Source organism: Klebsiella sp. w6 (assembly GCF_033100215.1).
GTDB classification, from domain to species: Bacteria; Pseudomonadota; Gammaproteobacteria; order Enterobacterales; family Enterobacteriaceae; genus Klebsiella; species Klebsiella variicola.
The window spans coordinates 4,395,058-4,416,508 of record NZ_CP136907.1 but is presented as its reverse complement, the minus strand read 5'-3'; the positions used below and the strand labels follow the sequence as shown (position 1 = coordinate 4,416,508).

Below are 21,451 nucleotides of genomic sequence, written 5' to 3'. Positions count from 1 at the left end.
GCGGCGATGCTGCAAATCTCGCATCTTTCCGCCGACTACGGCGGTAAACCGGCGCTGGCGGATATCAACCTGACGCTGGAGAGTGGGGAGCTGTTGGTGGTGCTGGGGCCTTCGGGCTGCGGTAAAACTACCCTGCTGAACCTGATTGCCGGATTCGTGCCCTATCAGCACGGCAGCATCACCCTCGAAGGTCAGCGGGTGACCGGGCCGGGCGCAGAGCGCGGCGTGGTCTTCCAGAACGAAGGCCTGCTGCCGTGGCGCAATGTGCAGGATAACGTGGCGCTGGGCCTCCAGCTGGCGGGCGTGGATAAAGCGCAGCGCCGGCAAGCGGCGGCGCAGATGCTGAAGAAGGTGGGTCTCGAAGGGGCGGAAAAACGCTTTATCTGGCAGCTGTCCGGCGGTCAACGCCAGCGGGTGGGCATCGCCCGGGCGCTGGCGGCGAATCCGCAGCTGTTGCTGCTGGATGAGCCCTTCGGCGCGCTTGACGCCTTTACCCGCGAGCAGATGCAGACATTGCTGCTGAAACTGTGGCATGAGACCGGCAAACAGGTGCTGCTGATCACTCATGACATTGAAGAGGCCATCTTTATGGCCACCGAGCTGGTGCTGCTGTCGCCGGGGCCGGGACGGGTGGTGGAGCGGCTGCGGCTTGATTTTAGCCGTCGCTTTGTCGCGGGCGAATCCTGCCGCAGCATCAAATCTGACCCGCGGTTTATTGAACAGCGGGAATACATTCTGAGCCGGGTGTTTGACCAACGGGAGGCTTTCTCATGAGCGTGGTACTGAACGACAAACCGCGTCAGACGACGCTGAAGTGGCGCTGGCCGCTCTCCCGTCAGCTCACCCTCAGCGTGGCGACTCTGGCGGTATTGCTGGCCGTCTGGTGGGCGGTCGCGGCGCTGCAGCTGATTAGCCCGCTGTTTCTGCCGCCGCCGGGTCAGGTACTGCAAAAGCTTATCACCATCGCCGGGCCGCAGGGTTTTATGGATGCGACGCTCTGGCAGCATCTGGCGGCGAGCCTGACGCGGATCGTCATCGCCTTGCTGGCGGCAGTGCTTATTGGCGTACCGGTGGGGATCGCCATGGGGCTCAACTCGACGGTGCGTGGGATCCTCGATCCGCTGATCGAACTCTATCGTCCGGTGCCGCCGCTGGCCTACCTACCGCTGATGGTGATCTGGTTTGGCATCGGTGAAACCTCGAAGATCCTGCTGATCTACCTGGCGATTTTCGCGCCGGTAGCCATGTCGGCGCTGGCAGGGGTAAAAAGCGCGCAGCAGGTGCGCATTCGCGCCGCCTGTTCGCTGGGCGCCAGCCGGGCGCAGGTGCTGTGGCTGGTGATCCTCCCCGGCGCGCTGCCGGAGATCCTCACCGGGCTGCGCATTGGTCTCGGGGTGGGCTGGTCAACGCTGGTGGCCGCTGAGCTGATCGCTGCCACCCGCGGATTAGGATTTATGGTGCAGTCTGCCGGCGAGTTTCTCGCCACCGATGTGGTGCTGGCGGGGATCGCGGTGATTGCCATTATCGCCTTTTTACTGGAACTGGGTCTGCGCGCGCTGCAGCGTCGCCTGACGCCCTGGCATGGAGAAGTACAATGAGTGAACGTCTGAGCATTACCCCGCTGGGGCCCTATATTGGCGCGCAGGTGACCGGGGCGGATTTAACCCGTCCGCTGAGCGACAACCAGTTTGAACAGCTGTATCACGCGGTGCTGCGTCATCAGGTAGTATTCCTGCGCGAGCAAAATATCACCCCGGCGCAACAGCGCGACCTGGCTCTGCGGTTTGGCGACCTGCATATCCATCCGGTCTACCCTCACGCCCCTGGCGTGGAAGAGATTATCGTCCTCGATACCCACAACGATAATCCGCCGGATAATGACAACTGGCATACCGATGTCACCTTTATCGACACGCCGCCCGCCGGCGCCATTCTGGCGGCGAAAGAGCTGCCGACGACCGGCGGTGACACCCTGTGGACCAGCGGCATTGCCGCCTGGGAAGCGCTGTCAGAACCTTTCCGGCAGCTGCTGAGCGGCCTGCATGCCGAACATGATTTCCGCAAATCGTTCCAGGAGTATAAGTACAACAAGACCGAAGCCGAGCATCGGCGCTGGCAGGAAGCGGTGGCGAAGCATCCGCCGCTGCTGCATCCGGTAGTGCGTACCCACCCGGTGACCGGCAAGCAGGCGCTGTTCGTTAATGAAGGCTTTACCACGCGAATTGTCGAGGTGAGTGAGAAAGAGAGCGCAGCGCTGCTGAACTTCCTGTTTGCTCATGTCACTAAACCGGAGTTTCAGGTGCGCTGGCGCTGGCAGCCGAACGATGTCGCTATCTGGGATAACCGGGTGACCCAGCATTACGCCAACGCCGACTATCTGCCGCAGCGGCGGATCATGCACCGGGCGACGATCCTCGGCGATAAGCCGTATTACCGGGCGGGGTAATGCTTGTATCAGCCGCGAGTCGCGGAGAAAAGCGGATGCTGCATTGCCCGCTGCTTCCCGGAGGCGGCGCCTGACGCGGCTTTTCCGGGCGACCGATCCGTCGGAAACGGTGAACCGTAGCCCGGCTAAGGCGCAACGCGCCGCAAGCCGGGAAAAAGCGTTTATGCCGATTTTTGCGCACCCAGATGCGCGCCAATATAGCGCTGATAGCGATTGGCCTTCAGGTAGGTGAGATCCACCAGCACCAGACCATCCACGCAGTTATTGAAATCCGGATCGCTGCCGAAATCGATAAACTGCACGCCGCCCGGTTCGCACACTTCCGAGTACTGCTTATACAGCGGCGGGATCGCGCAGCCGAGATTGCCGAGCAGGGACTTCAGCCGGGCCAGGTCGTCGTTGTAATCCTCCCCGCCAAACTGCGCCAGCACGTCGGGCAGCGACGCCGGATAAGGTCGACGCGACTCCGCCAGCGGATGCGTCGCCGGGAACCACAGCCGGTAGAACGCCACCAGCAGATCGCGGGCGGCGGGCGGCAACCCGCCAGAAATCGACACCGGACCAAACAGATAGCGATAGTGCGGATAGCGCGCCAGATAAGCGCCGATGCCTGACCACAGGTAGTCCAGCCCGCGACGCCCCCAGTAGCGCGGCTGGATAAAGCTGCGCCCCAGCTCAATGCCGTGCTGCAGGACATCGTCCATCCGCCCGTCGTAATGGAACAGGCTGTAACTGTAGATCCCTTCCAGGCCGCGCTTTGCCAGCTGGATGGCCGTCGGCATAAAGCGGTAAGCGCCGACGATTTCCAGATCGTCTTCATCCCACAGGATCAGATGCAGATAGTCGTCGTCATACCCGTCGATATCCCGCCGTTTGCCGCTGCCTTCCCCGACCGCGCGGAAGGCGATTTCCCGCAGACGTCCCAGCTCGCGCAGCAGCGGCGCGTCCTCCTGGCCGTTGCGCTGCCAGAGGTAAATCACTTTGCCGTCGGTGGTGCGGCCCAGACACTCGGCCTTATGCAGTTCGCGTTTGAGCAATGCCCGGTCTTCCGGACGGGCGATGGCGCTTTCGGTTTTGAACTGCCCCGGCAGCCCTTTGCGCAGTTGTTCAAGGTGCTGATAGCAGCGGCCGGTAAGCTCGCGAGCGCTGGACTTGGCATCGAACCAGCTCGACCAGGGGATCTGCTGGCCGATGCGCACCGGCAGGCTGCTGTTGCGCCGGCGAAACATCTGCTGCATCAGCAGGAGCAGCGGCAGGTTGTCGGAGACCAGCGTGCTGGCGTAAAACAGGGCGCTGTTGCGGGCGTTAATCCACGCCGGCAGCAGCGGGGCGCGATATTTTGCCGCCAGCTTAATAAAGCCGGAGTGCCATTTTTTATCGCGGATACCGCGACGGGTGAGGCGGGAGACTTCTCCCGCCGGGAAGAAGATCAGCACCCCGCCGGCCTGCAGCTGGTGGTCCATCTGCTGCAGCGCCGCTTTAGCGGTGCGGCCATGAATATTATCTACCGGGATAAACAGCGAGCTCAGGGGCTCAAGGTGGGTGAGCATGCGGTTGGTGACCACTTTGACATCGCGGCGCACGCGGGATACCGCATACAGGAGCGCCAGGCCGTCGAGGGTGCCGGTGGGGTGGTTGGCGATAATGACCAGCGGGCCATATTCGGGGATTTGTTCGAGATCGTGCGCCGGGATGGCACAGCGGATATTGAGGTATTCCAGTACCTGTTCGACCGTATCAAGCCCCTTCAGGTGGCGATGACGATCGGCAAATTGTTGAAACTCTTCCTCATAAAACAGCTTTTTTAACAGTTTCTTTTGCCAGGGGGCGGGCCTCGCCTGAGGCCACAGGTCATCGAGTACGTTATCGAGACTAAACATAGTGGCTCCTCCTCCGTCCTGTCCAGACAGTAGAAGGTGGAGATGTCGTTCAGATTACAGTTGGGTGAAGTTTCGGTCGCAGCGGGGGAGGTTTCCCGGATAGCGGCTAACGCCTCATCCGGGCTACGGTTGGCGCCGATTTGTAGCCCCGGTAAGCGTCAGCGCCACCGGGGAGAGGCTATCGGCGTTCAGCGCAGCTAAGATCAAAGCTATCGCCAGCCCAATTTGGGGGATATAGCCCGCGCTGGAAATCGCGATGAAAGGTTGAAAATGGCCAATCGATCACCCGGGTGACCCAGCCATGCTTAAGTGGATTGATATGGATGTAATCAACGTGTCGGCGGTAATCATCTTCATCGCGTATGGCATGCTCCCAGAAGCGCGGTTGCCAGAGGGGTTGTCGTTTTAACGTTCTGCTAAAACAGCCTTTGATATCTCTCCAGCGTGAAGAAAAATCGTCATCATTATGAGGTAGTGTCCAGATGCAATGCAGATGTTCAGGCAACACCACCCAGGCATCAATAATAAAGGGGCGATGTTGTTTAACAACGGCGACAGAGTAGCGCAATAATTCTATGTTTTCAGTTAGGTGCATGCTTCTACGGTCTTTAAGGTTAACAGTGAAGAACCAGGTTCCCCCCTTAATGTAATAACGTCGATAAGCCACCACAGGATCTCCTGGAATTCGGTATTTATGATGTGGTTTAACACGTTAGAAGGCGAAATCCGGTACGCCAAGGAGAAGGCGCAGAAGGTGGAAAGCGGCGCGCAAAGTTTTAGCTACAGATATTGGTTAGCGCCTGTCCCCGGATAGCGGCGCAAGCGCCTTATCCGGGCTACGGTGTGGTGGTCGCGATAAATACAGCGCACCGGGGATGAGGTTTGGTAGCCCCGGTAAGCGAAGCGCCACCGGGGAGGGGCGGGTTTAACGGAGGATTTTTTTCTCGGCCAGATCGAGGGCGAAATAGCTGAAGATCAGGTCGGCGCCTGCGCGTTTGATAGCGCCGAGGCTTTCCAGAACCACTTTCTCTTCATCGATAGCGCCCGCCTGGGCAGCGAATTTGATCATCGCGTACTCCCCGCTGACCTGATAGGCGCCGAGCGGCAGATCGCTGCGTTCGCGGATATCGCGCAGAATATCCAGGTAGGCGCCAGCCGGTTTCACCATCAGGCAGTCGGCGCCCTGGGCTTCATCGAGCAGCGACTCGCGAATGGCCTCCCGGCGGTTCATCGGGCTCATCTGATAGGTTTTCCGATCGCCCTTCAGCGCGGTACCGGCCGCTTCGCGGAACGGGCCGTAGAAGGAGGAAGCGAACTTGGTGGAGTAGGACATAATCGCCGTATTAGTGAAACCGGCGGCATCCAGCGAGCGGCGAATCGCCTGTACCTGACCGTCCATCGCGGCGGAAGGAGCGATGAAATCCGCCCCGGCGGCGGCGGCGACAACGGCCTGCTTGCCGAGGTTTTCCAGGGTCGCGTCGTTATCCACCCCGTGGTCGCACAGCACGCCACAGTGACCGTGGGAAGTGTATTCGCAGAAGCAGGTATCGGACATGACGATCATCTCCGGCACCGTGGACTTGCAGATCCGCGACATACGCGCCACCAGGCCATTTTCATTCCAGGTATCGCTGCCGGTAGCATCGGTGTGATGAGAAATGCCAAAGGTCATCACCGAGCGAATGCCGGCGTTAGCGATGCGTTCGATTTCACGTGCCAGATATTTTTCCGGAATGCGCATCACGCCGGGCATGGCCTCGATCGCTTTGTAATCATCAATTTCTTCTTCAACAAAGATCGGCAACACCAGGTCGTTCAAACTCAGTGTTGTCTCTTCAAACAGGGCGCGCAGCGCAGCGGATTGACGCAGGCGGCGGGGGCGAGTGATTAAATCTGTCATGGTTTGCCTGATTTTGTGAAATGAAAGACGTTAGTGTAACTGAAATGGCATGGGGATGTTTCGCCAAAACGATCGTTATGTCGTGTTGGCGAAACCCCCGCGAGCTTACTGGCTGGCCGTCTGCATGTTGGGCTGCGCGCCGCTCAGCTCGCTGACCAGGTCGTTGATGCCATCGCTCATATTGTTGAAGCGGGTTAACGGCGAGCGGGTTACCACCACAAAGGCGCCGACGTTAGCCTGCGGATTCATCGCCATATAGGTGATAAACCCGCCGCCGCCGCCGGTTTTCTGAATAATCCCCGGATGGCCATTCTTCGGCTTCATATACACCCAGCCAAGTCCCAGCGCGTCGGCGCGGCCCGGCACGTCCATACCAATCACCCGGGTCAGTTGGTTACGCTGATAAATCAGTGTCTGCATCCGGTCGGCCTGCTGGCTGCGGGTATAGAAATCGGATGACAGGAACTGCTGCATCCAGCGCATCATATCCCCCGGCGTCGAGTAGACTCCGCCGCTGCCGATCGCCGCCAGGGTGTTGTTGCATGGGCTGGCGCCTTTTTCCGGGATCATCAGCCGCTGGCACTGATCCGGTGACGGGGTAAAGGTGGTGTCCTTCATCCCCAGCGGCCGGGTGATCTGTTCTTCAAACAGCTGCGGATAAGGTTTGCCGGCAGCGGTGGAGAGCGCGTCCGCCAGTAAATCAAAGGCCAGGTTGGAGTAGGCTGCCTGTGAGCCCGGCGCGGTCTTCAGGGTCGCGGTAGAGAGCCAGTTCCAGCGCTGCTGGTGGGTCGGCCAGACAAACACCGGACGATGAGCGGCGCCGCCAGGCTGCTCGCGCGGCAGGGCGCTGGTATGGGTTGCGAGGTTAACCAGGGTGATTGGTTTTCCCTGCCAGTCAGGCACCCGGGTACCCGGCGGGGCGTATTTGCTCAGCGGATCGTTGAGTTTCACCACCCCCTGGTCGAGCAGCTTCACCAGCATCTCGCTGGTCATCAGTTTGCTGAGGGAGGCGATACGGATCACCGAGTCGAGCTGCGGGTGCTGATTATTCCCCGGGCGGGTTTCGCCAAAGCTGCGAAAAACACGCTGATTGCCATCGATAACCACCAGCGCCATGCCGGTGGCGCCGCTGCCGTAGTAGATATGATTGGCGTAACGATCGACCACATCCGAGGCGAAAACCGGGTCAACGGTAGGCTGTGCGGCCTGCACCGAGGTCCACGACGCCGCGCACAGCGCAGCAAAAATGAGCAAACTACGTTTCAACGGAGATCATCCATTAAATAAATAAAAAAGAAGAGGGTATTTATACTACGAAGTGGCGCAGAACAAAGTGGGATTCACGACATTCCTGCAGGAAAAAGGTAACGGTGCGTAAAAAAGACTTTTTTACGCTTTCAGATATCGGCTTTTTCCGCTGCCGCGTATGATGACCGTTTGGCTGAAAGTTCGTGGGAGAGAACAATGACGGCTCAACGGGTAGTGATGGTCGTGGATATGCAAAACGGCGTGTTCGCCACGCCGCGTCTGGCGCGCGAGCGCTGCGTCGCGCAAATTAATCGTCTGGTGCGCGCGGCGGACAAGGTTATTTTCATTCAGCATGATGAGGCCGGCGGCCTCGAAGCCGGCAGCGAAGGCTTCGCCCTGCTTCCCGAGCTGGAACAGCCAGCTGGCGCGCTGTATGTCACCAAAACCGCCTGCGACGCCTTCTACCACACCTCGCTGGCGCAGGTGCTGGACGAACACGACATTCAGCAGTTCGTCATCTGCGGCTGCGCCACCGACTACTGCCTCGACACCACCATTAAAAACGGCGCCAGCCGCGGGTACGGTATTGTGATCGCGGAAGATGCCCATACCACCGCCGACCGCCCCGCCGCGCAGGCCGCGACGCTTATCGCCCACTACAATGAGGTGTGGCGTACGCTGACCGTTCCTGGCAATCCTTTACAGGTGAAACCCACAGAAACAATTCTGCACGCCTGGCAGCAGAACTAAGCTGTTGATATCCGGTCTTATCATTCGTCTGCCCCGCGAGAGCGCATCCACGCGGCGGCCGACGTATGCGTCGTACACAGCAATAGCAGAACGATAAGAAGTTAGCAGGAGACAATGATGTTTAAATCTTTTTTCCCCAAACCGGGGCCGTTTTTTATTTCTGCCTTTATCTGGTCGCTGCTGGCCGTGATCTTTTGGCAGGCGGGCGGCGGCGACTGGCTGCTGCGGGTCACCGGAGCATCGCAAAATGTGGCGATCAGCGCGGCGCGCTTCTGGTCGCTCAACTATCTGGTGTTCTACGCTTACTATCTGTTTTGCGTCGGCGTGTTTGCACTCTTCTGGTTTGTCTACTGCCCGCATCGCTGGCAGTACTGGTCGATTCTCGGCACGTCGCTCATCATCTTCGTCACCTGGTTTCTGGTGGAAGTCGGGGTGGCGATCAACGCCTGGTATGCGCCGTTCTACGACCTGATCCAGAGCGCGCTGGCCACCCCGCATAAGGTCAGCATCAACCAGTTTTATCATGAGATCGGCATCTTTCTCGGCATCGCGCTCATCGCGGTGATCATTGGCGTGATGAACAACTTCTTCGTCAGCCACTACGTCTTCCGCTGGCGCACGGCGATGAACGAACACTATATGGCCCACTGGCAGCATCTGCGCCATATCGAAGGCGCCGCGCAGCGTGTGCAGGAAGATACCATGCGCTTTGCCTCCACCCTGGAAGATATGGGGGTAAGCTTTATCAACGCGGTGATGACCTTGATCGCCTTCCTGCCGGTGCTGGTGACGCTCTCCGAACACGTTCCCGACCTGCCTATCGTCGGCCATTTGCCGTATGGTCTGGTGATTGCCGCTATCGTCTGGTCGCTGATGGGGACCGGCCTGCTGGCGGTGGTGGGGATTAAGCTGCCGGGCCTGGAGTTTAAAAACCAGCGCGTGGAAGCCGCCTATCGTAAAGAGCTGGTCTACGGTGAGGACGATGAAACCCGCGCCACGCCGCCGACGGTGCGCGAGCTGTTCAGCGCGGTGCGTCGCAACTATTTCCGTCTCTATTTCCACTATATGTATTTCAATATCGCCCGCATTCTCTACCTGCAGGTGGATAACGTTTTCGGCCTTTTCCTGCTGTTTCCGTCGATCGTTGCCGGTACGATTACCCTCGGGCTGATGACGCAAATTACCAACGTCTTCGGCCAGGTGCGCGGCTCGTTCCAGTACCTGATTAGCTCGTGGACGACGCTGGTGGAACTGATGTCCATCTACAAACGTCTGCGCAGTTTTGAACGCGAGCTGGACGGCAAGCCGCTGCAGGAAGCGATCCCGACATTACGTTAATTAAGACAAGGAAGCATGATGGCCGCACGTTTATCGCGCATTATTCCCGGTTCATTGACGCTGTTGGCGGCCATGGTGCTGAGCGCCTGTACCAGCCAGCAGGCCCCGACGCTGAAAAAGGGCGAGAAGCCCGTTGACGTGGCGTCGGTGGTGCGGCAGAAAATGCCGGCCAGCGTCAAGGATCGGGAGGCCTGGGCGCAAGCCATCGCCACCGCGTTTGACAGCCAGAAGCTGGCGCCGACGGAAGAGAATGTCTGCTCGGTGCTGGCGGTCGCGCAGCAGGAGTCTAACTATCAGTCCGATCCGGTGGTGCCGGGGTTGAATAAAATCGCCTGGCAGGAAATTGACCGCCGGGCGGAAAAAATGCACATTCCGCCGTTTCTGGTCCATACCGCGCTGAAGATCACCTCGCCAAACGGTAAAAGCTATAGCGACCGTCTGGACAATGTGAAGACGGAAAAGCAGCTGAGCGCCATTTTTGATGACTTTATCGGGATGGTGCCGATGGGGCAGAAGCTGTTCGGTTCACTTAACCCGGTGCACACCGGGGGGCCGATGCAGGTCAGCATTGCCTTTGCCGAGCAGCACACCTCCGGCTACCCGTGGAAAATGAACGGGACGGTGCGCCAGGAGGTCTTCAGCCTGCGCGGTGGCCTGTGGTTTGGCACCTATCATCTGTTGAACTACCCGGCCAGCTACAGCGTGCCGCTGTACCGCTTTGCCGACTTCAACGCCGGCTGGTATGCCAGCCGTAACGCCGCCTTCCAGAACGCGGTGGTGAAAGCCAGCGGGGTGAAACTGGCGCTCGACGGCGACCTTATCCGCTACGACAGCGAGGAACCGGGCAGCACCGAGCTGGCGGTGCGTCGTCTGGCGGGCCAGTTGGGAATGAGCGACAGCGAGATCCACAGCCAGTTGAAAAAGGGCGACAGCCTGGCGTTTGAGAAGACCGACCTTTATCAGCAGGTTTTCCGCCTCGCCGAGAAAAGGGCGGGCAAGACTCTGCCGCGGGAGATGTTGCCAGGGATCCAGCTTGAGAGTCCGAAAATTACCCGTAATCTGACGACGGCGTGGTTTGCAAAACGGGTTGATGAGCGGCGGGCAAATTGTATGGCGCGGCGTTAACGGCGCTGACGCCAGCGCACAATGAGCGCCAGCAGCCCGATGAACGAGCAGCCGATCAGGAAAGGGATCAGGCCAAAGAGGGTGCCAACGGCGAGACTGATGTCGACTTGCGGACGGCTGGCGTCCTGCGTTTGCATCAAGCGTTCAAATACCCCCGGAGCGTGGATCAGCATGCTGAGCATCTGCGCGCCGGCCCAGCAGCAGACCAGCACGAACAGGCCGTAGGCGACATGGCTGCCGGTCAACGCCCCTCTTTTTTTATTTCCCAAAAGCGATTTTGAAAAACTGAATTCAGCCATAGGCCCTCCCACCTCTGTACTGCTGGTTTTTTCTCCAGCTCTATGGCAGGTATTCTGGCAGTGAGGGGCCATTGTCAGTATCAGATTGCTGGTAATTGCCGTCCAGGAATAATCCTGTTTTCGCCGGTGTGTTAACCGCGCCACAGGAATGGAAAAGGGAGAGCGGCGTCGCAATCCAGCAACATTCTCTCCCGCGCTACAGACCGCCGCGGGCGGCTATGCGAAGATGCGTTTTTTTGCTGTTGGAGGTCGCATGAAGCTCACAGATAAAATTCGCCGCGACTGGCACTACTACGCGGTGGCGCTGGGGCTAATTTTTATTCTCAATGGGGTGGTGGGGCTGCTGGGGTTTGAAACACAGGGCTGGCAATCCTACGCCGTCGGTCTGGTCACCTGGGTCATTAGCTTCTGGGCCGCGGGCCTGGTGATCCGCCGCCGCCCGGCAGAAGAGGCCTGAGACCCCTGCTGCCAGGCGCGATAAACGCGTTTTAGTTCATGGAGGTTTTCAGCGCCCGGTCCGCGGCATGGCGCTCCAGCGCCAGCTCAATCAGCCGGGTGATCAGGCTGGTGTAGTCGAGGCCGCTGGCCTGCCACAGCTTCGGATACATGCTGATGTTGGTAAAGCCCGGCAGGGTGTTGATCTCGTTGATCACCACCTCGTTCTCGGCGGTGAGGAAGACGTCGACGCGGGCCATGCCGCTGCAGCCCAGGGTCTGGTAGGCCTGCACTGCAATCGCGCGGATCTTGTCGTTGATCTCAGGGGCGATGGCGGCCGGGACCACCACCTGCGCGCCCTGGTCATCGATATATTTGGTGTCGTAGGCGTAAAACTCGCTGTTGAGGACAATTTCACCGCAGGTGCTGGCCTGCGGGTGGTCGTTACCCAGCACCGCACACTCAATTTCCCGCCCTTTAATGCCTTGTTCCACCACGACTTTATGATCAAATTCAAAGGCCAGGGCCACCGCCTGATGGTACTGCTCTTCGTTTTTAACTTTGCTGACGCCAACCGATGATCCCTGGTTGGCCGGCTTCACGAACAGCGGCAGCCCCAGCTTCGCTTCGACATCGGCAAAGCTGAACTGCGCGCGGTTGGCGCGGGTCAGGGTGATAAACGGGGCGACGGCGAGCCCGGCATCGCGCAGCAGACGTTTGGTCACGTCTTTGTCCATACAGGCCGCGGAGCCCAGCACATCGGAACCCACGAAAGGCAGATTCGCCATGCGCAGCATCCCCTGCAGGGAGCCATCCTCGCCCAGCGTGCCGTGGACGATGGGGAAAATCACATCGATAGCCGCCAGCGGCTGGCCGCTGTCGGCGTTAATCAGCTGCTGTGCTTCTCGGCCCGGGATCTGCGCCAGGGTCACCGTGGAAGGACGCAGGGCAATGCGGGCAGGATCCTGAGCATTGAGCAGGTAGTTGCCGGCGTCGTTGATGTGCCATAGCCCCTGTTTATCAATACCCAACAGAACCACATCGAAGCGCGATTTATCAATCGCTTCCACGATATTCTTCGCTGACTGCAGCGACACTTCATGCTCCGCCGACTTGCCGCCAAAAACGATCCCAACCCTCATCTTTGCCATTTCAACTTCCATCCAGATAACATCAAAGGGCATAACATACCATGTGAAACCGCTGCCTGCCTGCCATAATATTTACCTGATCAATTGACGGGAGTGGGCGTGAGAGGAAAGACGCTGCTGGTGCTGGCCGGGCTGCTCGGCGCGGGCCTGTTAGGATACCGCTATCTGCCGCCGCACCTGAATCCGCTGGCGCCGCTGGCGCTTGACGATCCCCCGGGCTGGTTGACGTCATTCAAGCTGCGCAGGCTGACGGCAGACCAGTGCGCCTCCCTGCTGGCGGAAGCCAATCGCCGCCGGCTTATCGCCAGCCAGCCGGTGGCGGACAGCGAGGGAAGCTGCCCGCTGCATAACGTGGTGCGGGTAGCGAATTTTGGCAGCGTGACGCTGAGCAGCAGTTTCCTCGCCAGCTGCCCGCTGGCGCTGAGCAGTGCGCTGTATGTCGAGCAGCAGGCGAAACCGCTGACCCGTCAACTGATGGCGAGCGATCTGCGCCAGATCGATCATCTCGGCAGCTTCGCCTGCCGCAATATCTACCATCGGCAACAGGCGCGGCGCAGTGAACACGCCACGGCGGACGCGCTGGACGTCAGCGGTTTCCGCCTGGCGGACGGCCGACGCGTCAGCGTCCTGCAGGGCTGGCGGAGCGAGACCTCGCATCCCTGGCTGGCGGCGCTGTTGAACAACAGCTGCCACTACTTCGGCAACGCGCTGGGGCCAGAGTACAATGCGGCTCACGCCAATCATTTTCATCTGGGGATGCGCGGACAGGGCTTCTGCTTTTGAGCATAAAGCGCTGTGAGTAGCCTAAATGACCAGAAAATGCTTCGTCAGGTTCTCATCCACACTCATAAAACACCAAACTCACCGCCAGCGCATCTATGGTAGTACACCAGTGGAATGAAATTGCTAAGCTAGGTAATAATTGGCAAATCATTAATGAATACGCGTAGTTATGGAATCCTGGAAGGTTAATCTCATCTCCGTCTGGTTTGGTTGCTTTTTTACCGGCCTGGCGATCAGTCAAATTCTCCCTTTTTTGCCCCTCTACGTCTCCCAGCTGGGCGTTACCTCGCATGAAGCGCTGTCGATGTGGTCGGGGCTGACCTTCAGCGTGACTTTTCTTGTCTCGGCGATCGTCTCGCCGATGTGGGGGAGCCTGGCAGACCGCAAAGGCCGCAAGCTGATGCTGCTGCGTGCCTCGCTGGGGATGGCGATTGCTATTTTACTGCAGGCCTTCGCCACTAACGTCTGGCAGCTGTTTATCCTGCGGGCGATCATGGGCTTAACCTCCGGTTATATCCCCAACGCCATGGCGCTGGTGGCCTCCCAGGTGCCGCGCGAGCGCAGCGGCTGGGCGCTGAGCACGCTATCAACCGCGCAAATCAGCGGCGTGATCGGCGGCCCGCTGCTGGGCGGCTTCCTGGCGGACCACGTCGGGCTGCGGATGGTCTTTTTTATTACGGCGATCCTGCTGACCATCAGTTTTCTGGTGACCCTGTTTCTGATCAAAGAGGGAGGGCGCCCTCAAGTCAGTAAAAGCGAGCGCCTCACCGGAAAACAAGTCCTTGCCTCTTTACCCTATCCGGGGCTGGTGATCAGCCTGTTCTTCACCACCCTGGTGATCCAGTTGTGCAACGGCTCAATTGGCCCGATCCTGGCGCTGTTTATCAAGTCGATGGCGCCGGACAGCAACAATATCGCCTTTCTGGCCGGGATGATCGCCGCGGTGCCTGGCGTGTCGGCGCTGATTTCTGCGCCACGGCTGGGTAAGTTAGGCGATCGCATCGGTACCTCGCGGATCCTGCTCGCGACGCTCTGCTGCGCAGTGGTGATGTTTTTCGCCATGTCTTTTGTCACCACCCCGCTGCAATTGGGTACGCTGCGTTTCCTGCTCGGCTTTGCTGATGGCGCGATGCTCCCGGCGGTGCAGACTTTATTGCTGAAATACAGCAGCGACAGCGTCACCGGACGCATCTTTGGCTATAACCAGTCGTTTATGTATCTGGGCAATGTCGCCGGGCCGCTGATTGGCGCCTCTGTATCGGCCATGGCCGGCTTCCGCTGGGTGTTTATTGCTACCGCCATTATCGTTTTCATTAACCTCTGGCAGCTGGCATGGATGCTGCGCCGCACCCGCCGGGCTAACGCCTGAACCTCTGCTGACGGTATTTATCGCGATACCGTCAGCGTTATTCACCGTCGGTACATTAACCATTACTTTTTGTTATCGCCATTTCGTGAGCGATATTCCATTTTATTATTTGCCGCTAAATCTGGTTATAGCCCGCTCCGGTTGTGATTAAACAATACTATTTATAGTGGTATTTTATTGTGGTAAAACGTTTCGCAGTATATTGGGTGTTGCGACGATTCTTATTTTAAGTAATTCTGATGTTCGTCATCGGGCATGACATCCCAACCAAAAACAGGCCTCGCATAAGGAACTGGTGCTATGAAGAATCTCATTGCTGAGTTACTGGTTAAACTGGCGCAAAAGGAAGAAGAAGCAAAGGAACTGACGGTGCAGGTTGAAGCGCTGGAGATCGTGGTCACCGCATTATTGCGCCATATGGAGCATGATGCCCAGCAGGCATTGATTCAGGATATAGAACAGGCGATTGACCAGGTGACGCCCTGTCCGCCGGTCAACGACCAGGATGCGATGCTGCTGCAGCAATATCTAAAGAAGCTGTTGCGGCATCCTCGTAGCTAGTCTTTGTGACACGACAAGGATGCCGTCATTTTTCTGTCATCTCCCTTTTATAAAGTCTCCCCCGTTTTGTTTTTTTAAGTATTTTTTACATGGAGATGACAAAAGTGAAATTAAGCGCCCTGTTTATTGCCCTGGTTCCTCTGCTGGGCTCGCCGGTTATTCATGCAGAAACCACTGCTGCGCCGGTTCTGGAAAATCGCGCTGCGCAGGGAGATATCACCACTCCCGGCGGCGCGCGTCGTTTAACCGGCGATCAAACCGAAGCGCTGCGCGCCTCGTTAATCAATAAGCCAGCTAAAAACGTTATTTTGCTGATTGGCGATGGCATGGGTGATTCGGAAATCACCGCTGCGCGAAATTATGCGCAAGGGGCGGGCGGTTTCTTTAAAGGCATTGACGCCTTGCCGTTAACCGGGCAGTACACGCACTATTCGCTGGATAAAAAAACCGGGAAACCGGACTACGTGACCGACTCGGCGGCGTCCGCCACCGCCTGGACCACCGGCGTTAAGACCTATAACGGCGCGCTGGGCGTCGATATTCATGAGAACGCGCATCAGACCATCCTCGAGCTGGCGAAAGCGGCGGGGCTGGCCACCGGCAACGTTTCCACCGCCGAGCTGCAGGACGCCACCCCCGCAGCGCTGGTGGCGCATGTGACATCGCGTAAATGTTACGGCCCCACGGTCACCAGTGAAAAATGCCCCAGCAATGCGCTGGAGAAAGGGGGCAAAGGCTCCATTACCGAACAGCTGCTGAACGCCCGGCCGGATGTCACCTTAGGCGGCGGGGCGAAGACCTTTGCCGAAACGGCGACGGCGGGCGAGTGGCAGGGCAAAACCCTGCGCGAGCAGGCGGAAGCGCGCGGCTACCAGATTGTGACCGACGCGGCTTCCCTTGCCGCCGCGACTGACGCCAGTCAGGCTAAGCCGCTGCTGGGTCTCTTCGCCGATGGCAATATGCCGGTTCGCTGGGAAGGGCCGAAGGCGTCTTATCACGGCAATATCGATAAGGCGCCGGTGACCTGTACGCCAAACCCGAAACGCGACGCCTCGGTGCCGACGCTGGCGCAGATGACGGAGAAAGCGATTGACCTGCTGAGCCGCAACGAGAAAGGTTTCTTCCTGCAGGTGGAAGGCGCTTCCATCGATAAACAGGATCATGCGGCGAATCCGTGTGGCCAGATCGGCGAAACCGTAGACCTCGACGAAGCGGTGCAGAAGGCGCTGGAGTTTGCGCGAAAAGACGGCAATACCCTGGTGATCGTCACCGCCGACCATGCGCACGCCAGCCAGATCATTCCGGCGGACAGCAAAGCCCCGGGACTGACCCAGGCTCTGAATACCCACGATGGCGCAGTGATGGTCATGAGCTACGGCAACTCTGAGGAAGAGTCGATGGAGCATACCGGCACCCAGCTGCGCATTGCGGCCTACGGTCCACACGCGGCTAACGTCGTCGGCCTGACCGACCAGACCGACCTGTTCTCGACCATGAAAGCCGCCCTGAGTCTGAAATAAGTCGCTGCCGGTGGCGAAATCGCGTCACCGGCTGGTTTTTTTTCTATCTGCGTCCAGACTTACAACGATCCACTCACAGAAGGATGGTGCGATGAAAATAACCTTACTAATGACTCTACTGTTTGGCTTGATCTTTATCAGCGCGGTTGGCGCGGCAGAAAAAACGCCCACTCCACAGCAGCAAAAGATGACGGACTGCAATCAGCAAGCGTCAGCCAAAGCGCTGAAAGGAGATGAGCGCAAAACGTTTATGAGCCAGTGCCTGAAAAAAGAGACCACTACGTCGCAAGGAAAATCGCTCACCCCTCAGCAGCAGAAGATGAGCGACTGCAACAAAGCGGCCTCGGCAAAATCGTTGAAGGGTGATGAACGCAGTACCTTCATGAGTACCTGCCTGAAGAAAGCCTGAAAAAAAAGGGAGCGCCTGCGCGCTCCCTTCTTCTTTGAACACTCAGGGCATTGCTGCCTACCCTCTCAGGCTCAGGAGCGGCTCAGTTTCTCTGATTTCTCCATACACTGGGTGATGGCTTCGATCACCGCGGAGCGGAACCCTTTCTCTTCCAGTACGCGGACGGCTTCGATGGTGGTCCCGCCAGGCGAGCAGACCATATCTTTCAGCGCCCCCGGATGCTCTCCGCTCTCCAGCACCATTTTGGCGGAGCCCATTACCGCCTGGGCGGCGAATTTATAGGCCTGGGCGCGCGGCATGCCGCCGAGGACGGCGGCATCGGCCATCGCTTCGATAAACATAAAGACATAGGCCGGCGCGGAGCCGCTCACGCCCACCACCGGATGGATCATCGGCTCGGCAATTTGTTCCGCCTGGCCAAAGCAGCGGAAAATGGTCAGCACTTCGGCCACATCTTCGCTGCTCACCAGCGCGTTAGGCGTGACGGAGGTCATACCGGCGTTGACCAGCGACGGCGTATTGGGCATCGCGCGAATAATTTTGCGATCGTGACCGAGGGCGCGCGCCAGTTGCTCAAGCGTGACCCCGGCGGCGATGGAGACCACCAGCGACTCTTTATTCAGGCTTGAGGCGACGTCGCCCAGCACTTTGGTCATGATCCCCGGCTTAACCGCGCCGAAGACGATATCGGCAATCTGCGCCACTTCCTGAGCGCTCCCGGCGGCGTTGATGCCATACTGGTCGCGCAGAGCCGCAACCTTATCCGGCGACGGAGTGTAGACCCAGATTTGTCCCGGCTGTACCTGGCCGCTGGCGATCAGTCCACCCAGAATGGCCTTACCCATATTGCCGCAGCCGATAAAGCCAATTTTCTTATCCATCACCATTCCCCTCTGCTTTTTTCGTTACGATCTGATTAGCTTACCATCCTGCGCTTTCATGGGGGAGAAAAGCAGGTAACATTGGCGTCACTTATTGCAGGTAACAGGAGCTGGCATGGCTATTTGGGTAGATGCGGACGCGTGTCCGAACGTGATTAAAGAGATTTTGTTCCGCGCGGCAGAGCGTACCCAGACCCCGGTGACGCTGGTGGCGAATCAGCCGCTGCGCGTGCCGCCGTCGCGTTTCATCCGCACTCTGCGGGTTGAGCAAGGTTTTGACGTGGCGGATAACGAAATCGTTCGCCAGTGCGCGGCGGGAGATTTAGTCATCACCGCCGACATCCCGCTGGCGGCAGAGGTGCTGGCGAAGGGCGGGGCGGCGCTGAATCCGCGCGGGGAACGTTACAGCGAGGCGACGATCCGCGAGCGCCTGACGATGCGGGATTTTATGGAGACATTACGGGCCAGCGGCGTGCAGACCGGCGGCCCGGATAGTTTATCGCAGCGCGACCGGCAACAGTTTGCCGCCGAGCTGGAGAAGTGGTTGCTGGCGGTTAAGCGTCAGCAGGGTTAAACCCAGCTATCGTCGTCGCTGCCAATATCATCGTCGCCAAAGCCGGCGTCGAAGTCGTCGTTCCAGGTGTTGTCGGCAAGGAACTGATCGTCTCCCTGGCGGAACGGATCGTCACCCGCGGTGGCGTCCTGCGCGGCGGCAGCAGGCTGCGGCTGCTCTTCGATGATATTGACGATCTCCTGCGGGTGCGAGCCGCTGAACATGTTGGTCAGCATATTGCCCAGCACCACGCCGCCCGCTACGCCTGCGGCCGTTTGCAGCGCGCCCGCCATAAAGCCGCCGCCGCGTGCCGCTGCCTGCGGGGCATAGTTCTGTTGCTGTTGCGGCGGGGCATACTGCGACTGGGTGCTGGCCTGCGGGCGACCGTATTGCTCCGCGCCCGGGATGGGGTCAGAGCCGCGTGACGAGCCGCCACCGCCAAACAGGCCGGAGAGGAATCCGCCGCTGCTGGGCTTCGCCGCCTGCAGCTGGCTGACCTGGCTCTCCAGCGCCTGGATGCGATCGTTAAGCTGTTTAATCGCGGCTTCCTGGATAAGAATGGTTTGCGCCATATAGTAGGGGGCCGCCGGCTGCGCGCTTACATGTTGGGCAATCCGCTCCTCGGCGCTGGTATCGCGCGATGCACTGTGCGCCTCAGCCTCTTTTAGCCGGGAAAACAGTCCATCAATAAGGCGTTGTTCTTCAGATTGCATGTTACATTCCTCTGTCACACTGTCGAATAGGCATCAGGGTGCGTCTGAAACACGATGTTGTAAATATGTTGCTTCGTAAAGCTATGCATAAATGTGTTACCGTTTACGCCAGCGTTGGATAAAAAATAACGCCCAGCCGAAAGTAAAGCTGGTTAAACACTTAATGCAATGATAAGTTTACATCAAGAGCCCCTTTTGTCACTGTGGTGATGGGGTGCAAAGAAGTTGTGTAACGTTTTGTTTACTACTACGTTACGGAACAAACAGCGATAATACGTTCTTTCGTTTTCATATTTTACGACAGGCGGAACCAGGGGGTCTTCGGTCATGACACAGCCAATCTTTCTCATCGGGCCACGCGGCTGCGGTAAAACCACCGTCGGTCATGCGCTGGCGCGAGCGCGGCATTTTCAGTTCTCCGATACCGATCATCGGCTGCAGGCCCATGAGCAGCGGACGGTGGCCGAGATCGTGCAGGCAGAAGGGTGGGCGCGTTTTCGCGAACTGGAGACCCTGTCGCTGAAGGCCGTGACTCTGCCGAATACGGTGATCGCCACCGGCGGCGGTATTGTGCTGGCGGAAGGTAATCGCCAGTTTATGCGGGAGAACGGCGTGGTGATCTATCTGCAGGCCTCGGTGTCGGCGCTCATTGATCGTCTGGAGGCCTACCCAAAAGCCGAACAGCGGCCGACGCTTACCGGTAAGCCGGTACGTGAGGAAGTGGGCGAGGTGTTGGCGCAGCGCGAAGCCTTATACCGTGATGCCGCCCATCATATTGTCGATGCCACGGCCTCCCCGGATCGGGTGGTGGAGCAGATTATGACCATGCTGTGCGGCGCGACGGCAACCCCGGTAAGTTAAGAATTTACTTACATTAAGGCGGCGAGGGGCGCCTATACTTGATAGTTCTGATACCAGAAGAAGGAAGAACTATGCCAAACAGGCCCCCATATCCGAGAGAAGCGCGCGTGGTTGCGGTAGAGAAAGGCCCGCAGGGTCAGACCGTCACCTGGTATCAACTCCGCGCGGATTATCCTGAACCCAATTCGCTGATCAGCGAACATCCTACCGAGCAGGAAGCCGTGGATGCCAAGCGGCGCTATGAAGATCCTGATAAGTCGTAACCCCTGAGCCCGGATTGCCGGCCATACTGGCAATATCGGGCGTATCTCACATTTTTTATTTATCAGTCGTACTAATGAATATCTAACACACGGATTTTTCAGGCACGCCGCTGTCGCCCGGCAATCTTTACATTCAACCGCGGCGCGGAACTGCTACGCTTCTCGACGGTTGATTTTTACTCACCAGGGGGGCGGATGCCGTGTGTGGTAAGTCTGTCTTGAAGCAGTGGTAGTGAAAAGGTACATGATATGAGTAGTGCAACGATGGCAATTTTGACCATCGGCGTTGTGCCGCTGGCGGGAGTGTTGCCGCTCCTGACCGAACATATCAGGGAAGAACAGATCACCCACATTAGTTTGCTGGGCGATATGACACATGCTGAGGTAACCAAAGAGTACGCGGTGGGTGACGGCGAGCAGGGCCTGCTGACCTTGCTTAATGATAACCAGCTGGTGATGGTATCGCGGCAGAAAATTGAACGCGATATCCGCAGCGTGATCGCGATGCTGGATCGGCAGAACTATGATGTGATCCTGTTGCTTAGCTCCGAACAGTTAAGCGGTTTTACCACCCACCATGCGATCCTTCTTGAGCCGCAGCGGATCATCCCGCCGCTGGTGGCGTCGATCGTCGATGGGCATCAGGTGGGGGTGATCGTGCCGGTGGAAGAGATCATGCCCATGCAGCGGCAAAAGTGGCTCTCGCTGGAAAAGTCGCCGTACTACGCGCTGGCCAACCCTTTTACCGGCAGCGACAGTGAGTTATTAAGCGCCGGCAAAACGCTGCTGGAGCAGGGCGCCGACGTGCTGGTGCTCGACTGTCTCGGTTACTATCAGCATCACCGCGATGTGTTACAAAAAGCCCTGGACGTCCCGGTTTTGCTGTCGAATGTGCTGGTTTCCCGACTGGCGGCAGAACTATTGGTCTAATGTGTTAATTTCACGTGACAGGGGCAAGGAGCGCCC

The 21,451-nt window shown here is 58.5% G+C and carries 24 protein-coding genes; 16 read left to right on the top strand and 8 right to left on the bottom strand.

The genetic code is table 11. From position 1 onward, the window contains the following. Positions 1-6: 6 nt before the first annotated feature. The 3 genes from tauB to tauD are packed head-to-tail and all read left to right on the top strand — an operon-like array spanning position 7 to position 2,446. A complete protein-coding gene (gene tauB, locus R0140_RS21695) occupies positions 7-774 on the top strand; it encodes a taurine ABC transporter ATP-binding subunit (protein WP_004893960.1) in 768 nt (255 codons plus the stop codon). After that, positions 771-1,598 (top strand): taurine ABC transporter permease TauC, encoded by an 828-nt coding sequence (gene tauC, locus R0140_RS21690; protein ID WP_131024406.1) that lies wholly within the window; start codon positions 771-773, stop codon positions 1,596-1,598. Before tauB ends, tauC begins: the two co-directional genes overlap by 4 nt. After that, a complete protein-coding gene (gene tauD, locus R0140_RS21685) occupies positions 1,595-2,446 on the top strand; it encodes a taurine dioxygenase (RefSeq protein ID WP_004144604.1) in 852 nt (283 codons plus the stop codon). The genes tauC and tauD overlap by 4 nt, the downstream gene beginning before the upstream one ends. A 161-nt stretch (positions 2,447-2,607) precedes the next feature. Here tauD and R0140_RS21680 read toward each other — a convergent pair whose 3' ends face one another. The 4 genes from R0140_RS21680 to ampH form a co-directional block, all read right to left on the bottom strand. Next, positions 2,608-4,326 (bottom strand): bifunctional ornithine lipid synthase OlsF, encoded by a 1,719-nt coding sequence (locus tag R0140_RS21680; RefSeq protein ID WP_032734874.1) that lies wholly within the window; start codon positions 4,324-4,326, stop codon positions 2,608-2,610. A gap of 178 nt (positions 4,327-4,504) precedes the next feature. Next, a complete protein-coding gene (locus R0140_RS21675; protein WP_072124949.1) occupies positions 4,505-4,996 on the bottom strand; it encodes an REP-associated tyrosine transposase in 492 nt (163 codons plus the stop codon). A gap of 255 nt (positions 4,997-5,251) precedes the next feature. After that, positions 5,252-6,226: a porphobilinogen synthase gene (gene hemB, locus R0140_RS21670; RefSeq protein WP_002890201.1), complete on the bottom strand. Its 975-nt coding sequence runs from the start codon at positions 6,224-6,226 to the stop codon at positions 5,252-5,254. A gap of 105 nt (positions 6,227-6,331) precedes the next feature. Further along, a complete protein-coding gene (gene ampH / locus R0140_RS21665; protein ID WP_023339640.1) occupies positions 6,332-7,492 on the bottom strand; it encodes a D-alanyl-D-alanine-carboxypeptidase/endopeptidase AmpH in 1,161 nt (386 codons plus the stop codon). A gap of 219 nt (positions 7,493-7,711) precedes the next feature. On the opposite strand from ampH, the gene R0140_RS21660 reads away from it, so the two are divergent. From R0140_RS21660 to R0140_RS21650, 3 genes are all read left to right on the top strand, one after another. Further along, positions 7,712-8,224 (top strand): isochorismatase family protein, encoded by a 513-nt coding sequence (locus tag R0140_RS21660; protein ID WP_162493340.1) that lies wholly within the window; start codon positions 7,712-7,714, stop codon positions 8,222-8,224. Between the two features lie 117 nt (positions 8,225-8,341). Then, positions 8,342-9,562 carry a peptide antibiotic transporter SbmA gene (sbmA, locus tag R0140_RS21655; protein ID WP_008805336.1) on the top strand — a complete coding sequence of 407 codons (1,221 nt, stop codon included), beginning with the start codon at positions 8,342-8,344 and terminating at the stop codon, positions 9,560-9,562. A gap of 18 nt (positions 9,563-9,580) precedes the next feature. Continuing rightward, positions 9,581-10,687 (top strand): DUF1615 domain-containing protein, encoded by a 1,107-nt coding sequence (locus R0140_RS21650; protein ID WP_012968854.1) that lies wholly within the window; start codon positions 9,581-9,583, stop codon positions 10,685-10,687. On the opposite strand, the gene R0140_RS21645 is transcribed toward R0140_RS21650, so the two are convergent. After that, a complete protein-coding gene (locus tag R0140_RS21645) occupies positions 10,684-10,986 on the bottom strand; it encodes a YaiY family protein (RefSeq protein ID WP_012542723.1) in 303 nt (100 codons plus the stop codon). The genes R0140_RS21650 and R0140_RS21645 overlap by 4 nt on opposite strands. A 253-nt stretch (positions 10,987-11,239) precedes the next feature. Here R0140_RS21645 and R0140_RS21640 point away from each other — a divergent pair, with 253 nt between their 5' ends. Beyond that, positions 11,240-11,443: a DUF2754 family protein gene (locus tag R0140_RS21640; RefSeq protein ID WP_012968852.1), complete on the top strand. Its 204-nt coding sequence runs from the start codon at positions 11,240-11,242 to the stop codon at positions 11,441-11,443. 31 nt (positions 11,444-11,474) lie between these two features. Here the strand turns inward: R0140_RS21640 and ddlA are convergent, their stop codons facing one another. Continuing rightward, on the bottom strand, positions 11,475-12,572 hold the full coding sequence (gene ddlA, locus R0140_RS21635; protein WP_023297114.1) for a D-alanine--D-alanine ligase: 1,098 nt from the start codon (positions 12,570-12,572) through the stop codon (positions 11,475-11,477). Between the two features lie 99 nt (positions 12,573-12,671). On the opposite strand from ddlA, the gene R0140_RS21630 reads away from it, so the two are divergent. From R0140_RS21630 to R0140_RS21610, 5 genes are all read left to right on the top strand, one after another. Continuing rightward, positions 12,672-13,355: an extensin-like domain-containing protein gene (locus R0140_RS21630; RefSeq protein ID WP_023297115.1), complete on the top strand. Its 684-nt coding sequence runs from the start codon at positions 12,672-12,674 to the stop codon at positions 13,353-13,355. A 169-nt stretch (positions 13,356-13,524) separates the two neighbouring features. Further along, positions 13,525-14,724, top strand: coding sequence for a multidrug efflux MFS transporter (locus R0140_RS21625; protein WP_008805342.1), 1,200 nt, complete (start codon positions 13,525-13,527; stop codon positions 14,722-14,724). Positions 14,725-15,024: 300 nt separating this feature from the next. After that, positions 15,025-15,285: an anti-adapter protein IraP gene (gene iraP / locus R0140_RS21620; protein ID WP_008805343.1), complete on the top strand. Its 261-nt coding sequence runs from the start codon at positions 15,025-15,027 to the stop codon at positions 15,283-15,285. Positions 15,286-15,374: 89 nt separating this feature from the next. Continuing rightward, a complete protein-coding gene (gene phoA / locus R0140_RS21615; RefSeq protein ID WP_012542718.1) occupies positions 15,375-16,805 on the top strand; it encodes an alkaline phosphatase in 1,431 nt (476 codons plus the stop codon). Positions 16,806-16,896: 91 nt separating this feature from the next. After that, a complete protein-coding gene (locus R0140_RS21610) occupies positions 16,897-17,214 on the top strand; it encodes a PsiF family protein (protein ID WP_117106611.1) in 318 nt (105 codons plus the stop codon). Between the two features lie 71 nt (positions 17,215-17,285). On the opposite strand, the gene proC is transcribed toward R0140_RS21610, so the two are convergent. After that, positions 17,286-18,095, bottom strand: coding sequence for a pyrroline-5-carboxylate reductase (proC, locus tag R0140_RS21605; protein WP_008805346.1), 810 nt, complete (start codon positions 18,093-18,095; stop codon positions 17,286-17,288). Positions 18,096-18,210: 115 nt separating this feature from the next. Here proC and R0140_RS21600 point away from each other — a divergent pair, with 115 nt between their 5' ends. Then, positions 18,211-18,669 carry a YaiI/YqxD family protein gene (locus tag R0140_RS21600; RefSeq protein WP_008805347.1) on the top strand — a complete coding sequence of 153 codons (459 nt, stop codon included), beginning with the start codon at positions 18,211-18,213 and terminating at the stop codon, positions 18,667-18,669. Here the strand turns inward: R0140_RS21600 and R0140_RS21595 are convergent. Continuing rightward, complete coding sequence (locus R0140_RS21595; protein ID WP_023297116.1) at positions 18,666-19,361, bottom strand: DUF2076 domain-containing protein; 696 nt, start codon at positions 19,359-19,361, stop codon at positions 18,666-18,668. The genes R0140_RS21600 and R0140_RS21595 overlap by 4 nt on opposite strands. Positions 19,362-19,688: 327 nt before the next feature. On the opposite strand from R0140_RS21595, the gene aroL reads away from it, so the two are divergent. The 3 genes from aroL to R0140_RS21580 all read left to right on the top strand — a co-directional run bounded on the left by aroL (position 19,689) and on the right by R0140_RS21580 (position 21,415). Then, the gene (aroL, locus tag R0140_RS21590; protein WP_008805349.1) at positions 19,689-20,222 is read left to right on the top strand and encodes a shikimate kinase AroL; all 534 of its coding nucleotides are present in this window, start codon (positions 19,689-19,691) and stop codon (positions 20,220-20,222) included. Between the two features lie 71 nt (positions 20,223-20,293). Next, positions 20,294-20,485, top strand: a complete 192-nt coding sequence (locus R0140_RS21585; protein ID WP_008805350.1) for a YaiA family protein — start codon at positions 20,294-20,296, stop codon at positions 20,483-20,485. A gap of 249 nt (positions 20,486-20,734) precedes the next feature. After that, positions 20,735-21,415: an AroM family protein gene (locus R0140_RS21580; RefSeq protein ID WP_008805351.1), complete on the top strand. Its 681-nt coding sequence runs from the start codon at positions 20,735-20,737 to the stop codon at positions 21,413-21,415. The last annotated feature ends 36 nt before the right edge of the window (positions 21,416-21,451 follow it).